Source organism: Cryobacterium sp. TMT2-17-1 (assembly GCF_004402765.1).
GTDB lineage: Bacteria > Actinomycetota > Actinomycetes > Actinomycetales > Microbacteriaceae > Cryobacterium > Cryobacterium sandaracinum.
In genome coordinates this window covers 16,087-30,761 of the sequence record NZ_SOGC01000043.1, presented here as the reverse complement: position 1 = coordinate 30,761, position 14,675 = coordinate 16,087, and the positions used below count along the sequence as shown (strand labels likewise).

The following is a 14,675-nucleotide window of genomic DNA, read 5'->3' as shown; positions in this document are numbered from 1 at the left end:
TGAGGCATGGCAGACATCTTCGGCGTGGTGGCGGATTCGACCCGACGCGAAATTCTACGCATTCTCCTCGAGCGATACAACCAATCGAACACGGCCGGCGGAGAGCTGAGCGTGTCTGACATCGTCGACAAGCTCGGCCTGAGCCAGCCAACCATCTCGAAGCACCTGAAGGTGCTGCGCGAAGCGGGCCTGGTGGGCGTGAGAGAAGCCGGTCAGCACCGGTATTACCATCTTGACTACGCGCCGCTCGAGGAAATCGAAGACTGGCTGATTCCCTTCCTCAGCGTCGACTTCGATGCCACCGCCGAGGAGCCGACCGAGGAGACCGAGGGCTTGAAGGTGGAACAGCGGGCATTCGCCGCGGCCATCGGAAAGGCCTTTGCGGAGACATCATACCAAATGGCGCATGCGGTCAAAGATGCGAAGCCCCGAAAATGGCGAAGAATCGACTAGTCGGCGGCGCTTGAGCGCCCGAATGCGCACACCGCGTCGGAGAGTGTTGTTTTTCCGGTAGACTGATATCTACCGTGTCTGTCGCGAATCCCGCGGCGAAACCAATTCTTTTGTGAGGTCCGTGTGGGTTCTGTAATCAAGAAGCGACGCAAGCGTATGGCGAAGAAGAAGCACCGCAAGCTGCTTCGTAAGACTCGCCACCAGCGTCGCAATAAGAAGTAGACGGTTCTGGACCGTTTGAAATAGCTACCGGCGTAAGCGCTAGGCCCCTGGGGTCTAGCGCTTTTTGCTTGCCCGGGTGGCGGCCGTGATGCTGCCGCGTTTGAGGATCATCACCGGCCAGTGGCGGGCTGCGGCATAGCGGCGGAGCGTGGCATCCGGATTCACGACCACCGGATTGCCGACCAGGTCCAGCAACGGAATGTCGTTGTGGGAGTCGGAGTAGGCCCAGCAGACGGCCAGGTCGACACCGCTGCGCTCTGCCTGGGCGTTGGCGGCGACGGCCTTGCTGACACCGTGGCAGACACCCTCGGTGAGGCGGCCGGTGAAAATTCCGTCGACGGCCTCGAGCCTGGTACCGAGCGCGCCAGTGAGGCCCAGCCGTTCGGCGATGACGTCGGCCACCTCCTGGGCGGTCGCGGAGACGAGCCAGACCTCGCGCCCGGCCTGAAGGTGCGCACGGGCGACGGCGACCGTTTCCGGCCAGAGCCGCTGCAAGAGGCGGGCGTCGAAGATCTCCGTGCTGAGCGCGACGAGTTCGTCCCGGCTGTAGCCCACGACCACTTCCAGCGCGCGCTCCCGGATGCTCGCGAGGTGCATCCTGTTTTCGCCGACGTAGAGGAATCGGGCCTGTTTCCAGGCGAAGGAGAGCAGGTCCCGGCCGGTGACCAGTCGTCGCCGCCAGGCACCCACACCGAGGTGGTACAGGCTGGCGCCGCGCAGGAGGGTGTTGTCCACGTCGAAGAACGCGATTGCGGGGGCGATGGTGTCTTCGGACATGTGTGCGGTCAAGTCTAGTTGCGTGTTGCGTCGGCGAGCCAGCATAGGCTGGAGCAATGGCTACTGCACTCCTCACCCTGGTCGGCAAGCCCGGCTGTCACCTCTGCGATGACGCCCGGGATCTGGTCGGCAGCGTCGTGACCAAACTCGCCGACGACCCGTCCGCCCCCGACATCGTGCTCGAAGAGCGCTCGATTCTCGACGACGCCGAGCTGCACGCCCTGTACGTCGAGGACATCCCGGTGCTCCTGCTCAACGGCAAGGTGCACAATTACTGGCGCATCGATCCACTGCGGCTGCGCACGGCGCTTCTGGCCGTGCAATGATCCGGCACATCGTCTCCTGGCAACTAGCCCCGGCCGACCCGGTCCAGAAGGCCGCCGCCGCGGCCGGAATCGCGGTCCGCCTGGAAGGGCTCGTGGGCGTCGTCGACGAGATCCGCTCGCTGCAGGTGGGTTTCGACGTCGCCGGCGGCTCCAACTGGGACGTCGTGCTGATCGCCGACTTTGACGACCTGGACGCCGTCAACCGCTACCAGGTGCACCCCGCCCACCAGGCGGCGGGAACCTTCATCCGTTCCGTCGTATCGTCGAGGATGGCCGTCGACGTCGCCGTCTGACCGTTCGGCTACGGCCCGTTCGGCTACGGCTCGAGGCGCGTCGGGCCGCGGAACAGGTAGGTGACCTCGCGGATGCTGGCCTGGTGCAGCATCAGCATGAGTACCCGGGCGAGGCCCATGCCGAACCCGCCGTGCGACGGAACGCCGTAGCGGAAGAAGTCGAGGTAGCCCTCGATCTCCTCGGGGTCGACGCCCTTCTCCTTGGCCTGCTCGACCAAAATGTCGATGCGGTGCTCGCGCTGCGCTCCAGTGGAGATCTCGGTGCCGTTGAAGATCAGGTCATAGCTCTTGGTGATGCTCGCGTCGCCCTCGTGGCGCATGTGGTAGAACGGCCGGATGCTTGAGGCGTAGTCGGTGAGGAAGACGAACTCGTGGCCGAAGGTCTCGAGCACGTAGGCGGCGATCCGGCGTTCGCCTTCGGGGTCCATGTCGTCGTCATCGCGCGGGACCTCGTAGCCGCGGGTCTTGACGATCTCCTTGGCCTCGGCCAGCGGGATGCGCGGGAACGGTGTACTGGGCACGGTGACCTCGACCCCGAAGAGGGCCAGGACCTCGTCGCCGTGCTTCTCCTTGACGGCCGTGAATCCGGCGACAAGCAGCTCTTCGTGCAGCTGCATGACGTCTTCGTGGCTGTCGATCCAGCTGATCTCGGAGTCGACGCTGGTGAACTCGGTGGAGTGACGGCTGGTGAACGACGGGTCGGCGCGGAACGCCGGTCCGACCTCGAAGATTTTGCCGAAGCCGGCGGCCTGGGCCATCTGCTTGAAGAACTGCGGGCTCTGCGCGAGGTAGGCCTTGGTGTCGAAGTACTCCACCTCGAACAGCTCGGCGCGGGACTCGCTCGCGCTGGCCATCAGCTTCGGGGTGTGCAGCTCAATGAAGTCATTGTCGATCCAGTACGTGCGCAGTGCGTGCTCGAACGTGGTCTGGAGGCGGAAGATCAGGTTCTGCTTGGGCTGGCGCAGATCGAGGAAGCGCCAGTCGAGGCGCTTGTCAAGATTGGAGTCGGCCGCGATCGGGGTCTCGGGGATGGCGACCGTGACGACCTCGAGGGTCGCGAGCTTGATTTCGATGCCGCCGAGCTTGACGCGCTCGTCGTGCTTGAGCTCACCGGTGACGGTGACGAAGCTGCCCTGCGACAGGGTGGAGATGGTGGTGGCCGGTTCGTCGGCGACGACAATGCCGTCGGCATCCGTGGTGCGCGGGTTCACGAGCTGCACCGCGCCGGATTCGTCGCGCAGCACGACGAACTGCACCTTCTTCTGGTCTCGGACGGTGTCGACCCACCCGGACACCGTCACGGGTCCGTTGTCGAGGGCGGCCAGGTTCTTGATCACTATGCGCTCAGTCACCGGTCAAGTTTAGCCGCACGGCTCTCGGCGTATTCGCGGGTGCCCCCTCCGTAGACTGGGAACGTGGTAGCCAGACAGGTACATCTTGTGCGGCACGGTGAGGTTTTCAATCCCGAGCGCGTTCTGTACGGACGCCTGCCCGGATTCCGCCTCTCCGATCTGGGGGCTCAGATGGCCGAGGCGGCTGCCGCCGATCTGGTGGAGCGCGGGCGCCCCGTCGCCCGCATCATCTCCTCACCGCTGCAGCGTGCGCAGGAGTCGGCCGCTCCGATCGCGGCTGCCTTCACCCTTCCGGTCGACATCGACCCGCGCATCATCGAGCCGACCAATTTCTTCGAGGGCAAACGGATGCGGGGCACGGGCGGGGCCTTGCGCGATCCCCGCAGCTGGCACGCGCTGATCAACCCGCTGCGTCCCAGCTGGGGCGAACCGTTCGACTCGATCGCGAAGCGCATGCTCGCCGCGATCGAGGATGCCCGCAACTCGGTCGACGAGGGCGACGTCGTGCTCGTCAGCCACCAGCTTCCGATCTGGATGGTGCACCGCGCCCTGGCCCGGCAGCGTTTGCCGCACGACCCGCGCAAACGCCGCTGCGACCTGTCGAGCATCACAACCCTGTCCTGGCCCGGCGGCTTCCCCGACGAGACCGGCTACTCCAACCCTGCCCTGTCGCTGCAGGTCGGCGCCTCGGACGTAGGAGCCGTATGAACCTTCGTCCCCGCGCCGCCGTCACCGCTCTGGTTGCCGTGGCGCTACTGCTGACCGGCTGCTCCGCCGACCCGCTCGCCGAACAGTACCGCGAGGGCAGCAGTAAGGGCTTCATCGCCGGTGACGGCAGCTGGACCGAGATCCCGGCCGCCGAGCGCGGCGATCCCATCTCCTGGAGCGGCGCCGACGAAAACGGCGACCCGCTCTCCAGCGAGGACTACGCCGGCGAGGTCGTCGTGGTCAACTTCTGGTACGCCAGCTGCGCGCCCTGCCGGGCGGAAGCCCCGGCCCTGCAAAAACTCAACGAGGAATTCGCCGGCACGGACGCCCACTGGGTCGGCGTCAACGTGCGGGACCAGGCCGCGAACGCGACCGCGTTCAACGAGAGCTTCGGCATCACCTACCCGTCGGTGATGGACGTCGACAACGGGAGCATGCAGCTCGCGTTCAGCGGCAGCATCCCGCCCAACGCCGTTCCCACCACGCTGGTGCTCGACCGGTCAGGCCGGGTCGCGGCCCGCATCCTCGGTGCGATCTCGGAGCCCTCCATCCTCGAAACTCTCGTGCGCGACGCGATCGCCGAGGATTCGTAGGCGTGGACAACCCCTTCGGCGAGATCGTCTTCAGCGGCCAGCTCTACCTGGCCATTCCCATCGCCGTGCTGGCCGGGCTCGTCTCGTTCGCCTCTCCCTGCATCCTCCCGCTCGTGCCCGGCTACCTGGCCTACATCGGCGGCTTCACCGACGGCAGCTCGACCGCCGCGCGCGGCGACCGCCGGGGCCGCAACCGTCTGCTGCTCGGGGTCCTGTTGTTCATCCTCGGCTTCACCCTCGTCTTCGTGCTCACCGGTGTCATTTTCGGGGTTGCCGGATTCTGGCTGAACCAGTATCGAGATGCGATCACCCGCATCGCCGGCGTCGTGGTAATCCTGCTCGGCCTGGTGTTCGTCGGCCAGTTCGGTTTCGCGCAGCGCAGCGTGAAGGCAACCTGGAGACCGGGGATGGGCCTGGCCGGCGCCCCTCTGCTCGGCGCGGTCTTCGCCGTGGGCTGGACCCCCTGCACCGGCCCTACGCTCACGGCCATCAACTCTCTCAGCCTGACCACGGGCTCTCCCTGGCAGGGGGGACTGCTGGCCCTGTTCTACGCGCTCGGGCTGGGCATCCCGTTCCTTCTCATCGCGCTCGGCCTCAGCTGGGCGACCGGAGCCGTTTCCTTCCTGAAACGGCACGTCAGGGCTATCAACCTTTTTGGCGGTCTCCTCCTCGTTCTCATCGGCGTGCTCATGGTCAGTGGCGTGTGGAACGCCTGGCTCCTCGACCTGCAAGGAACGATCGGAAGTTATGTCCCGGCCATCTGACCATTACGACGCCCCGGCCTCCGCGGGAATCGTGCAACCGCACCTCGGCTTCGCAGGCTGGCTGCGCTGGTTCTGGCGCCAGCTGACGAACATGCGCACCGCGCTGTTCCTTCTGCTGCTTCTCGCGATCGCCGCCGTGCCGGGATCCCTGGTACCCCAGCGCAGCTCCGACCCGAACGGGGTTACCCAGTACTTCGCCGACAACCCCGACCTCGCACCGCTGCTCGACACGGTTCAGGCGTTCGACGTCTACTCGTCGGCGTGGTTCTCGGCCATCTACCTGCTGCTGTTCATCTCGCTGATCGGGTGCGTCATCCCGCGCACCAGGCACCACTACCTCGCGCTGCGGGCCAAGCCGCCGCGCACCCCCGCCCGCCTGTCCCGGCTGGCCGGCTTCACGGCGCGCATCGCTCCGGCCGGCACGGATGCCCAGGCCGCCGTCGAGTCCGCCCGCAGGCTTCTGAAGACCAGCGGCTACCGGGCGGCCGTCTTCGAGAATCGCGGGGAGACCTCGGTCTCGGCCGAGCGCGGCTACCTGCGTGAAACCGGCAACCTGGTCTTCCACTTCGCCCTGGTCGGCATCCTGATCACCGTCGGTTTCGGTGGCGGCTTCGGGTTTAGCGGCCAACGTGTGCTGGTCGAAGGGCAGACCTTCGTGAACACCCTGCTGGCCTACGACTCGTTCAACCCCGGCCGGTTCTTCAACGACACCAGCCTCACGCCCTATAAACTCACCCTCGACAACTTCGACGTCACCTACGAGGAGGAGAACCTCAAGGCCTACGGCCAGCCGATCGACTTCACAGCAGAGGTCACCATCACCCCGCGGGGTGAGGCCGCAGAGGCCAGCCAGGTGAAGGTGAACGGGCCGGCCCGCACCGGCGGCACCGACGTCTACCTGCTCGGCAACGGCTACGCCCCCACCCTCACCGTAAAGGACCCGAACGGGGTGGTCGTCTTCACCGACTCTGTGCCGTTCCTGCCGCAGGATGCCAACCTCACCTCCCTCGGCGTGATCAAGGTTCCCGACGGGCTCGCCGAGCAACTCGGCATGATCGGCTTCTTCTACCCGACCCAGGCCACCGCGGATTCGGGGGCCTTCTTCTCCTCCTTCCCTGACCTCGAATACCCGCTGCTGACCCTCAACGTCTACTCGGGAGACCTGGGGCTCGACGCGGGCGTGCCGACGTCGGTCTACTCGCTCGACATCGACAAGATGACCCAGCTCACCGGGGGCAAGACCGGCGTGGAGTCGATCGAGTTGAAGCCGGGGGAAACCCGGGAACTGCCGAACGGCCTCGGGTCCGTCACTTTCGACGACGCCAACCCGGGGGCGCAGAACGGGGACTTCTCTGGTTCGGTGCTGCGGTTTGCCTCGTTCGACATCCACCACGACCCCACCCAGCTCTGGGTGCTGTCCTTCGCCGTTCTGGCCCTGCTCGGCCTGCTGACGTCACTGTTCGTGCCACGTCGGCGGGTCTGGGTGAAGGCCGTGCCGGAGCAGGACGGCTCGCTGCGCCTCGAATACGCGGGTCTAGCCCGGGGCGAGGACCCGACCCTGGAATCCGCCGTCAGCGACCTCGCCGATCGGCACACGGACCTGCTGTTATCCTCCCAATCGGCCACCCCGGCATCCGAACAGAAATAGGCTGTCATCGTGAATCTCAACGAGCTCTCCATTCTGAGCCTCTACTCGGCCATGGCGGTCTACGCCCTCGCGTTCATCGCCTTTTCCTTCGACCTGGCCAAGCGCTCCGCGGCGGTCACCTCCGCCACGGCGGCAGACGCACAGGTGCGCCGGGCCGAATCTGCGCGCGCGGAAGCGGCCGGCGCGGCGGGCGGAACCACCACCCTCACCCGCATCAGCGCTCGCATCGCGAACGACGCGGTCACCCCCTACGGCCGCTCAGCCAGCCTGCGGGTGGGCGTCTCGCTCACCGTGCTGGCGTGGCTGATCCACCTGGTGTCGGCGGTGCTCCGCGGCGTGGCCGCCGAGCGCGTCCCCTGGGCGAACATGTACGAGTTCGCGATGACGGGCACCCTGCTGATCGTCTCGGTGTTCCTGATTGTGCTGACCCGCGCCGACCTGCGCTTCCTCGGCACCTTCGTCACCGGCATGGTGCTGGTGCTTCTCGGCATCGCGGCGCTGCGCTTCTACGTCGAGGTCGCGCCCCTGCCGCCGGCCCTGCAGTCGGCTTGGTTGGTCATTCACGTCTTCGTCGCCTCGCTGGGCACGGGCTTCTTCGCACTCGGTTTCGCCCTCTCGACCGTGCAACTCCTCCAGTTCCGGCGCGAGTCGCTCCTCGCGTCCGCGAAGAGCGGTCGGCTGCGGTTCCTGGCCACCCTGCCGTCGGCGGCCACGCTGGAGAACCTGGCCTATCGGGTCACCATCATCGGCTTCATCCTGTGGACCTTCACCCTTATGGCCGGCTCGATCTGGGCCGAACAGGCCTGGGGCCGCTACTGGGGCTGGGATACCAAGGAGGTCTGGACATTCATCATCTGGACCCTATACGCGGGCTACATCCACGCCCGCGCGACCCGTGGCTGGCGCGGATCACGGTCCGCCTGGTTGTCGATCATCGGCTTCGCCGCCGTCATGTTCAACTTCGGCATCGTCAACGTCTTCTTCAAGGGCCTGCACTCCTACTCCGGCCTCTAGACCAGGGGTCCTCGCTCCTAACGAATTCGACGGAGATTTCGGCCGGATCGCCGCCAAACAGGCCGAAAACCCTCTTCTTGCGCAGAATCTCCGTCGAATTGGTTCAGTCGGCGAGTAGCGCGTAGCAGCGGGTCAGGCGGGCCAGCCACCAGTCACGCCGATCGTCCGCGGCTGCGTAACGCTCCAGCAGCTGCGGGTCGGGGGTCACCCGACGCACCGGGATGCCGCCGTCGACCGGCAGCAGCGGGTCGGTGGTGACATCCGCAGCAAGGAGCGACGCCGTGCCGAGTCCGCAGTCGAAGTTGAGTTCCGGAATCGCGGCGGCCAGGTGGGCGCCCATCGAGATGCCGACCGAGGTGTCGAGGGCGCTTGAGACCACGGCGGGCAGCCCGGTCTGGTTGATCAGCGCCAGGGCGGCGCGGATTCCGCCGAGCGGCGCGGCCTTGATCACGAGGATGTCGGCCGAACCCGTGCGGGCCACCAGCAGCGGGTCCTTGGCGCGGCGTACGCTTTCGTCGGCGGCGACGCCGACGTCGAGGTAGCCGGTGCGGCGGCGGATCTCGGCGAGTTCCTTGATGGTGGCGCAGGGCTGCTCCACGTATTCGAGGTCGAACTCGTTGAGGGCGTGGATGGCGTGCTCCGCCTCATCGACGTTCCACAGACCGTTCGCGTCGACACGGATGCGCCCCTCCGGCCCGAGCACACGGCGAACCATGCGCACGCGTGCCACGTCGTCGGCGAGGGTCTGACCGGGGTCGGCGACCTTCACCTTGGCGGTGCGGCAGCCGGGGAACCGGGCGAGCACGCCGGCGACCTCGTCGGCGGTGACCGCCGGCACCGTCGCGTTCACGGGGATGCGTCCCCGAAGCAGGGGCGGCGTGGCCTGCCAACCGAAATCGAGGGCGGCCCGCAGCCAGGTGGCAGCCTCCGCGTCGTCGTATTCGGCGAACGGGGAGAATTCCGCCCAGCCTTCCGGTCCCTCCACGAGCAGGGCCTCGCGGGTGTCGAGTCCGCGAAACCGCGTCGCCAGGGGCAGGGCGACGACGCGGGCAGTTCTGAGCAACTCAGCAAGTGGTGGCAGCATGTTCCCAGTGTGCCAGCCGGGGACTCTCCCGGGGAACGCCGGTCAGGTCAGAGCACGTCCTGGTTGAACGCCGCGTCCACCTCGAGATCGATGTCCGGGCCGTTGTGCGGCTTGACGTTGAGAATTGCGAAGGGGATGCCCGGCGCGATCAGCAGGTAGGCGTCTTCGAAGCGCCCGCCGCCACTGTTCACCCGCAGCCAGTAGGGCTTCCCGGCCAGGAACGCGGTCTCAACCTCGGTCTGGATGGACTCCAATGACCGGCCGCCTAACGAGTACTCCGCGCCGCCGTAGACAATATCGACTCGGATCACGCTTCGTCCTTCACCAGTACTGTCGCGGGTCAATGTGGTTCCGGCACGAGCTGGAGGCCCCCGGAGGAATTGGCCGAAAGCATGAGGGCTTCGATCCATTCGCGGTTGAGGCTGGGGGAGCGCCCGCCGAAATACTTATAGGCCAGGGGTATCGCGGGATGCAGCCAGATCGTGCTGCGGCCGTCGCCGCCCTGGGGGTCGTCTCGCCACGTGAAATAGAAACACTCGCCGCGTCGCAACTTCGCCCCGATGACGACCTGGATATGGGCGAGGACCCGGTCGTCGAAATCTGCTGTCAGAGACGAGTTGTACGTGAGCTTGCCCATATATCCCCCGATAACAAAGTTCTAAGTGAGAATAGCGTGAAGTCGCCAGCACCGCTACGCTCCGTTCAGGGGGGACGGCCGAGGTTCAGTCCCGCAGGTACCGCTCGAGTCGGAGGACCTTCAGCAGGGCCAGTGCGCGCTTCTCGATCTGGCGCACCCGTTCCCGGGTCACGCCCTGAACGACGGCGATCTGGTCCAGCGTTTGGGGCGCGCCCCCGTCGAGACCGAACCGGGACATCAGGATCGACCGCTCCCGCGGCGGCAGGGCATTCATGTAGAAAACGATGTCCGAAGCCCGCATGGTGAGCACGGCGTGCTCCTCGGGCTGGGCCATGCCGCGGTGGACGGCTTGGCGGATCCAGCGGGTGGCGTGAGTGGAGCATTTGTAGCCGGTCATGAAGTCATATTTTTCGACGGCGCGGACGAGGCCGATGTTGCCGTCCCGCAAGAGGCCCATGATGGGCATTCCGCGTCCGGAGTAGTGCTTGGCGATGCTGTCCACCAGGCGCAGATTCGCTTCGATGAAGTGGTTCTTCGCGCGGCGGCCGTCATGGGCAATCCAGGCCAGCTCGCGGGCCAAGGACGGGTCGTCGACTCCGTGGAACAATTTTTCGACGGCGAACAGCCCGACCTCGATGCGCTGCGCGAGGGTCACCTCGTCGATGGCGGTGAGCAGGGGCCCCTGCCGATGCGGCGCAGGTAGTCGCCGAAGGCATCCGTCGATGTGCTGTAGCGGGAGGGAGCGGTCGACGGAGCGGAGGTGAAATTCGCTGACGCTGACGCTGACGCCGGGGGCGGGGGCTGATTCGCGGCCGGTGGCGGTCGGGAGCTTGAGTGCTCCGGGGGCTGGGTCTCTTGCGTGGCCGTGCTCATCGCAGTGCCGTTCCGCTGGGTGCCGGACGGAGGGCGAGACTGGCCGTGGCGCGGTCAAAGGATGAGAAGTACGCTCGCTCCCGGGGGCGGCCGAAATCCGTCACTTCGAAGGCGTCGTCCACGCGCTGGATGAAGCCGACCAAGGCGGCCGGATCGCCGTCCGCGATCATCCGGTCGCTGATGCGCCATTCCGTGGGGGAGAGTTCGTTGATCCCGATATTTCTCGCGGGTGGGGTGGGGATCGTTTTTCGTGTGCCATTGTCGGCCATCACTGCCTCCGAGTATTTTTTAATAGCTCAGTACACAGGGTGGAAACGACGGCCTCAAGGGGCTTGACTTTGCCGCTCAAACGGGGATGCCAACCAGCTTCCGAGAGGCCCATGGCCAGCCGCATTCCGGCGCCGCAGGCCCGCGTAGGCTGGGTGCATGATCGAACAGGTTTCCGAAATCTTCGACCCGACCCAGTGGCAGGAAGTCGCGGGCTTCGACCGCCTCACCGACGTCACGTACCACCACGACGTGACTGGGAGGATCGCCCGGGTGGCGTTCAACCGGCCCGAGGTGCGGAACGCGTTCCGCCCGCACACCGTCGACGAACTGCACGCCGCCCTCGAGGACGCTCGCGTCAACCCGCGCATCGGGGTGGTGCTCCTGACCGGCAACGGACCCAGCCCGAAGGACGGCGGTTGGGCGTTCTGCTCGGGCGGGGACCAACGCATCCGAGGCCGGGATGGCTACAAGTACGCCGAGGGAGAGACCGCGTCCGGGATCGACACGGCACGCGGCGGCCGGCTGCACATCCTCGAGGTGCAGCGGCTGATCCGGTTCATGCCCAAGGTTGTCATCGCGGTCATCCCCGGCTGGGCGGCCGGCGGCGGGCACTCCCTGCATGTGGTCTGCGACCTCAGCATCGCCAGCGCCGAGCACGGCAAGTTCAAGCAGACGGACGCCGACGTCGGCTCCTTCGACGCCGGCTACGGCAGCGCCTACTTCGCCCGCCAGGTGGGGCAGAAGACCGCGAGGGAAGTGTTCTTCCTGGCCCGCGAGTACTCCGCGCAGCGCGCCTTCGAGATGGGGGCCGTGAACGCCGTGGTGCCGCACGGCGAACTCGAGGCGGAGGCGCTGGATTGGGCCCGCACGATCCTGACCAAGTCGCCCACCGCCATCCGGATGCTGAAATTCGCTTTCAACGCCGTGGACGACGGCCTGGTCGGCCAGCAGGTGTTCGCCGGGGAGGCCACCCGCCTGGCCTACGGCACCGACGAGGCGGTCGAGGGGCGTGACGCGTTCCTGGAGAAGCGCGACCCCGACTGGGGTCCCTACGACTGGCAGTTCTAGGCGACCATGTTCCGTCGGCTGAGGGTGGTGCCGGTCGGTGACCCGCTCGACCTGATGACCCCGTTGCGCCTCGCGCTGGCCGACACCGGCGACGCCGTGCTGCCGGTACCCGGCCGGCAGGAGGCCGCCGGGCGGCTGAGCCTGGTGCGCGTGCCCCGTCAGGTGGCCGTGGTGATCGAGACGTCCGGATCGACGGGTGTGCCCAAGCGCGTGATGCTCAGCACCGACGCCCTGCTGAGCAGCGCCGCCGCCTCCAGCGTGCGCCTCGGCGGCTCCGGTCAGTGGCTGCTGGCCCTGCCCGTGCACTACATCGCCGGGGTGCAGGTGCTCGTGCGCTCGATCGTGGCCGACACCGTCCCCGTCGTGCTGCCGAGCGGCCACTTCGACCCGGCCGTGTTCGCCGCCTCAGCCGGGCGCCTCACCGAGCCGCTGCGGTTCACCGCCCTGGTTCCGGTGCAGCTGGCCCGGCTGGTCGCCGCGGCCGCAGACGACCCTCATCTGCTGGCCGCGCTACGCCGCTTCGACGGCATTCTGGTCGGCGGCCAGGCGCTGCCGTCGCTGCTCGCCGAGCGGGCCGTCGACCTCGACCTGCACGTGTTCGCCACCTACGGCTCGTCGGAAACTTCCGGCGGTTGTGTCTACAACGGCACCCCGATCGGCAACTCCGAGGTGCGCGTGGTCGATGGGCAGCTGGAGATCGCGGGCTCCGTGCTCGCCGAGGGGTACCTCGGTGACCCCCCGCGCACCAGTGACCGCTTCCTCGAGGTGCACGGGGGACGCTGGTACCGCACGGGTGACCTGGGCGAGGTGGATGCCGCGACGGGCATCGTGCGCGTGCTCGGGCGAGCCGACAACGTGATCATCTCCGGCGGCGAGAAGGTGTCGCTCGACGCGGTCGAGCGGGTCGTCCGGTCGCTGCCGGGCTTCGGCGAGGCCGTGGCGGTGGGGCGGCCCGACGTCACGTGGGGCCAGGTCCCGGTGCTGGTCGTGCCGGCGGAACCCGGTGCGGAACCCGGTGCGGCCGGCCTCCCCGAGGACTCCCTCGAGAGAATCGGGGAAGCCGTGGCATCCGTGCTGGGCAAGGCGGCCAGGCCCGCGTGCCTCGTGTGGGTCGCGTCGATCCCGCAGCTTTCCACCGGCAAACCCGACCGTCTTGCCCTGGGCCGGATGATCGCCGATCTCTGAGCTGCCGAGCTACCGAGCCACCGAGCCACCGGCACGTACTATGAAGGCGTGGCACACGGAGCGCGGCCGGTCAGGCCCTCACAACAGCGATTGAATCCCTCGGCAGCGACCTCTTCGGCGGCCCGGAACGGGAGGTCGGGCAACCCGGCCCGGCGGAACGCCCCCGCCGGCCGCGGCCCGGCGCGAATCGGACCGGCCACGGCAGGAGACTGGGTCTCCGGAGCACGCCTGCGCACCCTCCCGCTGGCTATCGCACCGGTGGCCCTCGGCACCGGTGCGGCGATCGTCGTGAGCGGCCCCGGCGTCTTCCATCCGGTACGAGCGGTGCTCGCCCTGATCGTGGCCCTGTGCCTGCAGATCGGCGTGAACTACGCCAACGACTATTCCGACGGTATCCGCGGCACTGACGCCAACCGGATCGGCCCGGCCCGGCTGACCGGCGGCGGAGCCGCCCAGCCCCGTGCCGTACTCACGGTGGCCCTCGCATTCTTCGCGCTCGCCGCGCTCGCCGGCCTCACCCTGGTGGTGCTGACCGGTCAGTGGTGGCTGCTGCTGGTGGGTGTCCTCGCCATCATTGCGGCCTGGTTCTACACCGGCGGACGCAAACCATATGGCTACTTCGGTCTCGGCGAGGTCTTCGTCTTCGTGTTCTTCGGCCTTGTGGCCACCGTCGGTACCACGTATGTGCAGGTCGGCACCGTGAACACCGAAAGCTGGCTGAGCGGTGTCGGGATCGGCCTGATCGCCATGGCCGTGCTGATGGTCAACAACCTGCGCGACCTGGAGCCGGACCGGGCATCCGGCAAACGCACCCTCGCGGTGCTGATCGGGAGCATGGCGTCGCGCGTCGTGTTCTGCCTGTTCCTGCTGCTGGCGTTCGCGATCGTCGCCTTCTTCGCGGTCTTCTACCCGCTGGCCTGGCTGACGTTTTTCGTGCTGCTGCTGGCGGTGCCGGCCGGGTTGATCACGGTGACGGCGACGACCTCGACCGAACTGGTGCTGGCCCTCAAGCTGACCAGCGTCTCGGCGTTGGCCTACGGGCTGCTACTGGCTCTCGCGTTCGCGCTGTAGGTCGGCATCGGCCGCCCGCGCATCGGCCCGGTCGAGGGCAGCATCCTCGGACACGGCGTCGGGGTGCGCCGACTCCGTATCGGGGTGCCGCGCCTGGTAGAGGCCCAGCGCGACCTTCTCGCGAGGCTTCCGCAAGAAGATGAAGGAGAGCGAGGCTCCGATCATAGCGGCGGCGATCGCGGCAAGCCACCACTCGATCCGGAGGAAGAGCATCACGGCGAGCGGAACGGCGAACAGGAGCACGCGGAAGACCGAATAGGACACCCAAGCGGGAACAACATTCATGGCCACAGTTTAGATCGCCGGGCTGTGCGCTCACTCACCGATCTCACGGGTG

General features: G+C 67.2%; 20 protein-coding genes. 12 read left to right on the top strand and 8 right to left on the bottom strand.

All coding sequences use genetic code 11. The features are described from left to right. Positions 1-6: 6 nt before the first annotated feature. Both E3O47_RS12780 and E3O47_RS12775 read left to right on the top strand, forming a co-directional pair. Positions 7-453 carry a metalloregulator ArsR/SmtB family transcription factor gene (locus E3O47_RS12780; protein WP_104100684.1) on the top strand — a complete coding sequence of 149 codons (447 nt, stop codon included), beginning with the start codon at positions 7-9 and terminating at the stop codon, positions 451-453. A 123-nt stretch (positions 454-576) separates the two neighbouring features. Further along, a complete protein-coding gene (locus tag E3O47_RS12775; RefSeq protein WP_003792170.1) occupies positions 577-675 on the top strand; it encodes an AURKAIP1/COX24 domain-containing protein in 99 nt (32 codons plus the stop codon). A 54-nt stretch (positions 676-729) separates the two neighbouring features. Here the strand turns inward: E3O47_RS12775 and E3O47_RS12770 are convergent, their stop codons facing one another. After that, positions 730-1,452: an HAD-IB family hydrolase gene (locus E3O47_RS12770; protein ID WP_166784692.1), complete on the bottom strand. Its 723-nt coding sequence runs from the start codon at positions 1,450-1,452 to the stop codon at positions 730-732. A 56-nt stretch (positions 1,453-1,508) separates the two neighbouring features. On the opposite strand from E3O47_RS12770, the gene E3O47_RS12765 reads away from it, so the two are divergent. Together E3O47_RS12765 and E3O47_RS12760 are read left to right on the top strand one after the other, a co-directional pair. Further along, positions 1,509-1,778, top strand: a complete 270-nt coding sequence (locus E3O47_RS12765) for a glutaredoxin family protein (RefSeq protein ID WP_104100686.1) — start codon at positions 1,509-1,511, stop codon at positions 1,776-1,778. After that, on the top strand, positions 1,775-2,071 hold the full coding sequence (locus E3O47_RS12760; RefSeq protein WP_104100687.1) for a Dabb family protein: 297 nt from the start codon (positions 1,775-1,777) through the stop codon (positions 2,069-2,071). The genes E3O47_RS12765 and E3O47_RS12760 overlap by 4 nt, the downstream gene beginning before the upstream one ends. A gap of 23 nt (positions 2,072-2,094) precedes the next feature. Here the strand turns inward: E3O47_RS12760 and aspS are convergent, their stop codons facing one another. Beyond that, positions 2,095-3,423 carry an aspartate--tRNA(Asn) ligase gene (gene aspS / locus E3O47_RS12755; RefSeq protein WP_166784693.1) on the bottom strand — a complete coding sequence of 443 codons (1,329 nt, stop codon included), beginning with the start codon at positions 3,421-3,423 and terminating at the stop codon, positions 2,095-2,097. Between the two features lie 63 nt (positions 3,424-3,486). Here aspS and E3O47_RS12750 point away from each other — a divergent pair, with 63 nt between their 5' ends. The 5 genes from E3O47_RS12750 to ccsB are packed head-to-tail and all read left to right on the top strand — an operon-like array spanning position 3,487 to position 8,150. Then, positions 3,487-4,131, top strand: coding sequence for a histidine phosphatase family protein (locus E3O47_RS12750; protein WP_104100689.1), 645 nt, complete (start codon positions 3,487-3,489; stop codon positions 4,129-4,131). Next, positions 4,128-4,724 carry a TlpA disulfide reductase family protein gene (locus tag E3O47_RS12745; RefSeq protein ID WP_104100690.1) on the top strand — a complete coding sequence of 199 codons (597 nt, stop codon included), beginning with the start codon at positions 4,128-4,130 and terminating at the stop codon, positions 4,722-4,724. Before E3O47_RS12750 ends, E3O47_RS12745 begins: the two co-directional genes overlap by 4 nt. 2 nt (positions 4,725-4,726) lie before the next feature. Beyond that, positions 4,727-5,488: a cytochrome c biogenesis protein CcdA gene (locus E3O47_RS12740; protein WP_134415030.1), complete on the top strand. Its 762-nt coding sequence runs from the start codon at positions 4,727-4,729 to the stop codon at positions 5,486-5,488. Continuing rightward, positions 5,472-7,136: a cytochrome c biogenesis protein ResB gene (locus tag E3O47_RS12735; RefSeq protein ID WP_134415031.1), complete on the top strand. Its 1,665-nt coding sequence runs from the start codon at positions 5,472-5,474 to the stop codon at positions 7,134-7,136. The genes E3O47_RS12740 and E3O47_RS12735 overlap by 17 nt, the downstream gene beginning before the upstream one ends. 51 nt (positions 7,137-7,187) lie before the next feature. After that, positions 7,188-8,150 (top strand): c-type cytochrome biogenesis protein CcsB, encoded by a 963-nt coding sequence (gene ccsB / locus E3O47_RS12730; protein ID WP_134420788.1) that lies wholly within the window; start codon positions 7,188-7,190, stop codon positions 8,148-8,150. A 103-nt stretch (positions 8,151-8,253) separates the two neighbouring features. Here ccsB and E3O47_RS12725 read toward each other — a convergent pair whose 3' ends face one another. The 5 genes from E3O47_RS12725 to E3O47_RS12705 all read right to left on the bottom strand — a co-directional run bounded on the left by E3O47_RS12725 (position 8,254) and on the right by E3O47_RS12705 (position 11,013). After that, the gene (locus E3O47_RS12725) at positions 8,254-9,234 is read right to left on the bottom strand and encodes an o-succinylbenzoate synthase (protein WP_104100693.1); all 981 of its coding nucleotides are present in this window, start codon (positions 9,232-9,234) and stop codon (positions 8,254-8,256) included. Between the two features lie 47 nt (positions 9,235-9,281). Continuing rightward, positions 9,282-9,545 carry a hypothetical protein gene (locus E3O47_RS12720; protein ID WP_104100694.1) on the bottom strand — a complete coding sequence of 88 codons (264 nt, stop codon included), beginning with the start codon at positions 9,543-9,545 and terminating at the stop codon, positions 9,282-9,284. Positions 9,546-9,574: 29 nt separating this feature from the next. After that, the gene (locus E3O47_RS12715) at positions 9,575-9,871 is read right to left on the bottom strand and encodes an ATP-dependent DNA ligase (RefSeq protein ID WP_104100695.1); all 297 of its coding nucleotides are present in this window, start codon (positions 9,869-9,871) and stop codon (positions 9,575-9,577) included. Positions 9,872-9,956: 85 nt separating this feature from the next. Then, entirely contained in the window at positions 9,957-10,526 is a 570-nt protein-coding gene (locus E3O47_RS12710) for a sigma factor-like helix-turn-helix DNA-binding protein (protein WP_134570025.1), read from the bottom strand. A gap of 214 nt (positions 10,527-10,740) precedes the next feature. Further along, a complete protein-coding gene (locus E3O47_RS12705; protein ID WP_104100697.1) occupies positions 10,741-11,013 on the bottom strand; it encodes a hypothetical protein in 273 nt (90 codons plus the stop codon). Positions 11,014-11,170: 157 nt separating this feature from the next. Here E3O47_RS12705 and E3O47_RS12700 point away from each other — a divergent pair, with 157 nt between their 5' ends. From E3O47_RS12700 to E3O47_RS12690, 3 genes are all read left to right on the top strand, one after another. After that, entirely contained in the window at positions 11,171-12,082 is a 912-nt protein-coding gene (locus E3O47_RS12700; RefSeq protein ID WP_134420772.1) for a 1,4-dihydroxy-2-naphthoyl-CoA synthase, read from the top strand. A 6-nt stretch (positions 12,083-12,088) separates the two neighbouring features. Next, positions 12,089-13,267: an AMP-binding protein gene (locus tag E3O47_RS12695; RefSeq protein ID WP_206750123.1), complete on the top strand. Its 1,179-nt coding sequence runs from the start codon at positions 12,089-12,091 to the stop codon at positions 13,265-13,267. A 186-nt stretch (positions 13,268-13,453) separates the two neighbouring features. Then, a complete protein-coding gene (locus E3O47_RS12690) occupies positions 13,454-14,338 on the top strand; it encodes a 1,4-dihydroxy-2-naphthoate polyprenyltransferase (protein WP_104100782.1) in 885 nt (294 codons plus the stop codon). On the opposite strand, the gene E3O47_RS12685 is transcribed toward E3O47_RS12690, so the two are convergent. Then, positions 14,312-14,623, bottom strand: coding sequence for a DUF4229 domain-containing protein (locus E3O47_RS12685; RefSeq protein ID WP_134420770.1), 312 nt, complete (start codon positions 14,621-14,623; stop codon positions 14,312-14,314). The genes E3O47_RS12690 and E3O47_RS12685 overlap by 27 nt on opposite strands. Positions 14,624-14,675: the final 52 nt, after the last annotated feature.

What these genes read in the sequence shown, in the direction of transcription:
- E3O47_RS12780 (WP_104100684.1), top strand. Translation starts at nt 7, where the DNA reads ATGGCAGACATCTTCGGCGTGGTGGCGGATTCGACCCGACGCGAAATT.
- E3O47_RS12770 (WP_166784692.1), bottom strand. Translation starts at nt 1,452, where the DNA reads ATGTCCGAAGACACCATCGCCCCCGCAATCGCGTTCTTCGACGTGGAC.
- E3O47_RS12765 (WP_104100686.1), top strand. Translation starts at nt 1,509, where the DNA reads ATGGCTACTGCACTCCTCACCCTGGTCGGCAAGCCCGGCTGTCACCTC.
- E3O47_RS12760 (WP_104100687.1), top strand. Translation starts at nt 1,775, where the DNA reads ATGATCCGGCACATCGTCTCCTGGCAACTAGCCCCGGCCGACCCGGTC.
- E3O47_RS12745 (WP_104100690.1), top strand. Translation starts at nt 4,128, where the DNA reads ATGAACCTTCGTCCCCGCGCCGCCGTCACCGCTCTGGTTGCCGTGGCG.
- E3O47_RS12735 (WP_134415031.1), top strand. Translation starts at nt 5,472, where the DNA reads ATGTCCCGGCCATCTGACCATTACGACGCCCCGGCCTCCGCGGGAATC.
- ccsB (WP_134420788.1), top strand. Translation starts at nt 7,188, where the DNA reads ATGGCGGTCTACGCCCTCGCGTTCATCGCCTTTTCCTTCGACCTGGCC.
- E3O47_RS12725 (WP_104100693.1), bottom strand. Translation starts at nt 9,234, where the DNA reads ATGCTGCCACCACTTGCTGAGTTGCTCAGAACTGCCCGCGTCGTCGCC.
- E3O47_RS12715 (WP_104100695.1), bottom strand. Translation starts at nt 9,871, where the DNA reads ATGGGCAAGCTCACGTACAACTCGTCTCTGACAGCAGATTTCGACGAC.
- E3O47_RS12705 (WP_104100697.1), bottom strand. Translation starts at nt 11,013, where the DNA reads ATGGCCGACAATGGCACACGAAAAACGATCCCCACCCCACCCGCGAGA.
- E3O47_RS12700 (WP_134420772.1), top strand. Translation starts at nt 11,171, where the DNA reads ATGATCGAACAGGTTTCCGAAATCTTCGACCCGACCCAGTGGCAGGAA.
- E3O47_RS12695 (WP_206750123.1), top strand. Translation starts at nt 12,089, where the DNA reads ATGTTCCGTCGGCTGAGGGTGGTGCCGGTCGGTGACCCGCTCGACCTG.
- E3O47_RS12685 (WP_134420770.1), bottom strand. Translation starts at nt 14,623, where the DNA reads ATGAATGTTGTTCCCGCTTGGGTGTCCTATTCGGTCTTCCGCGTGCTC.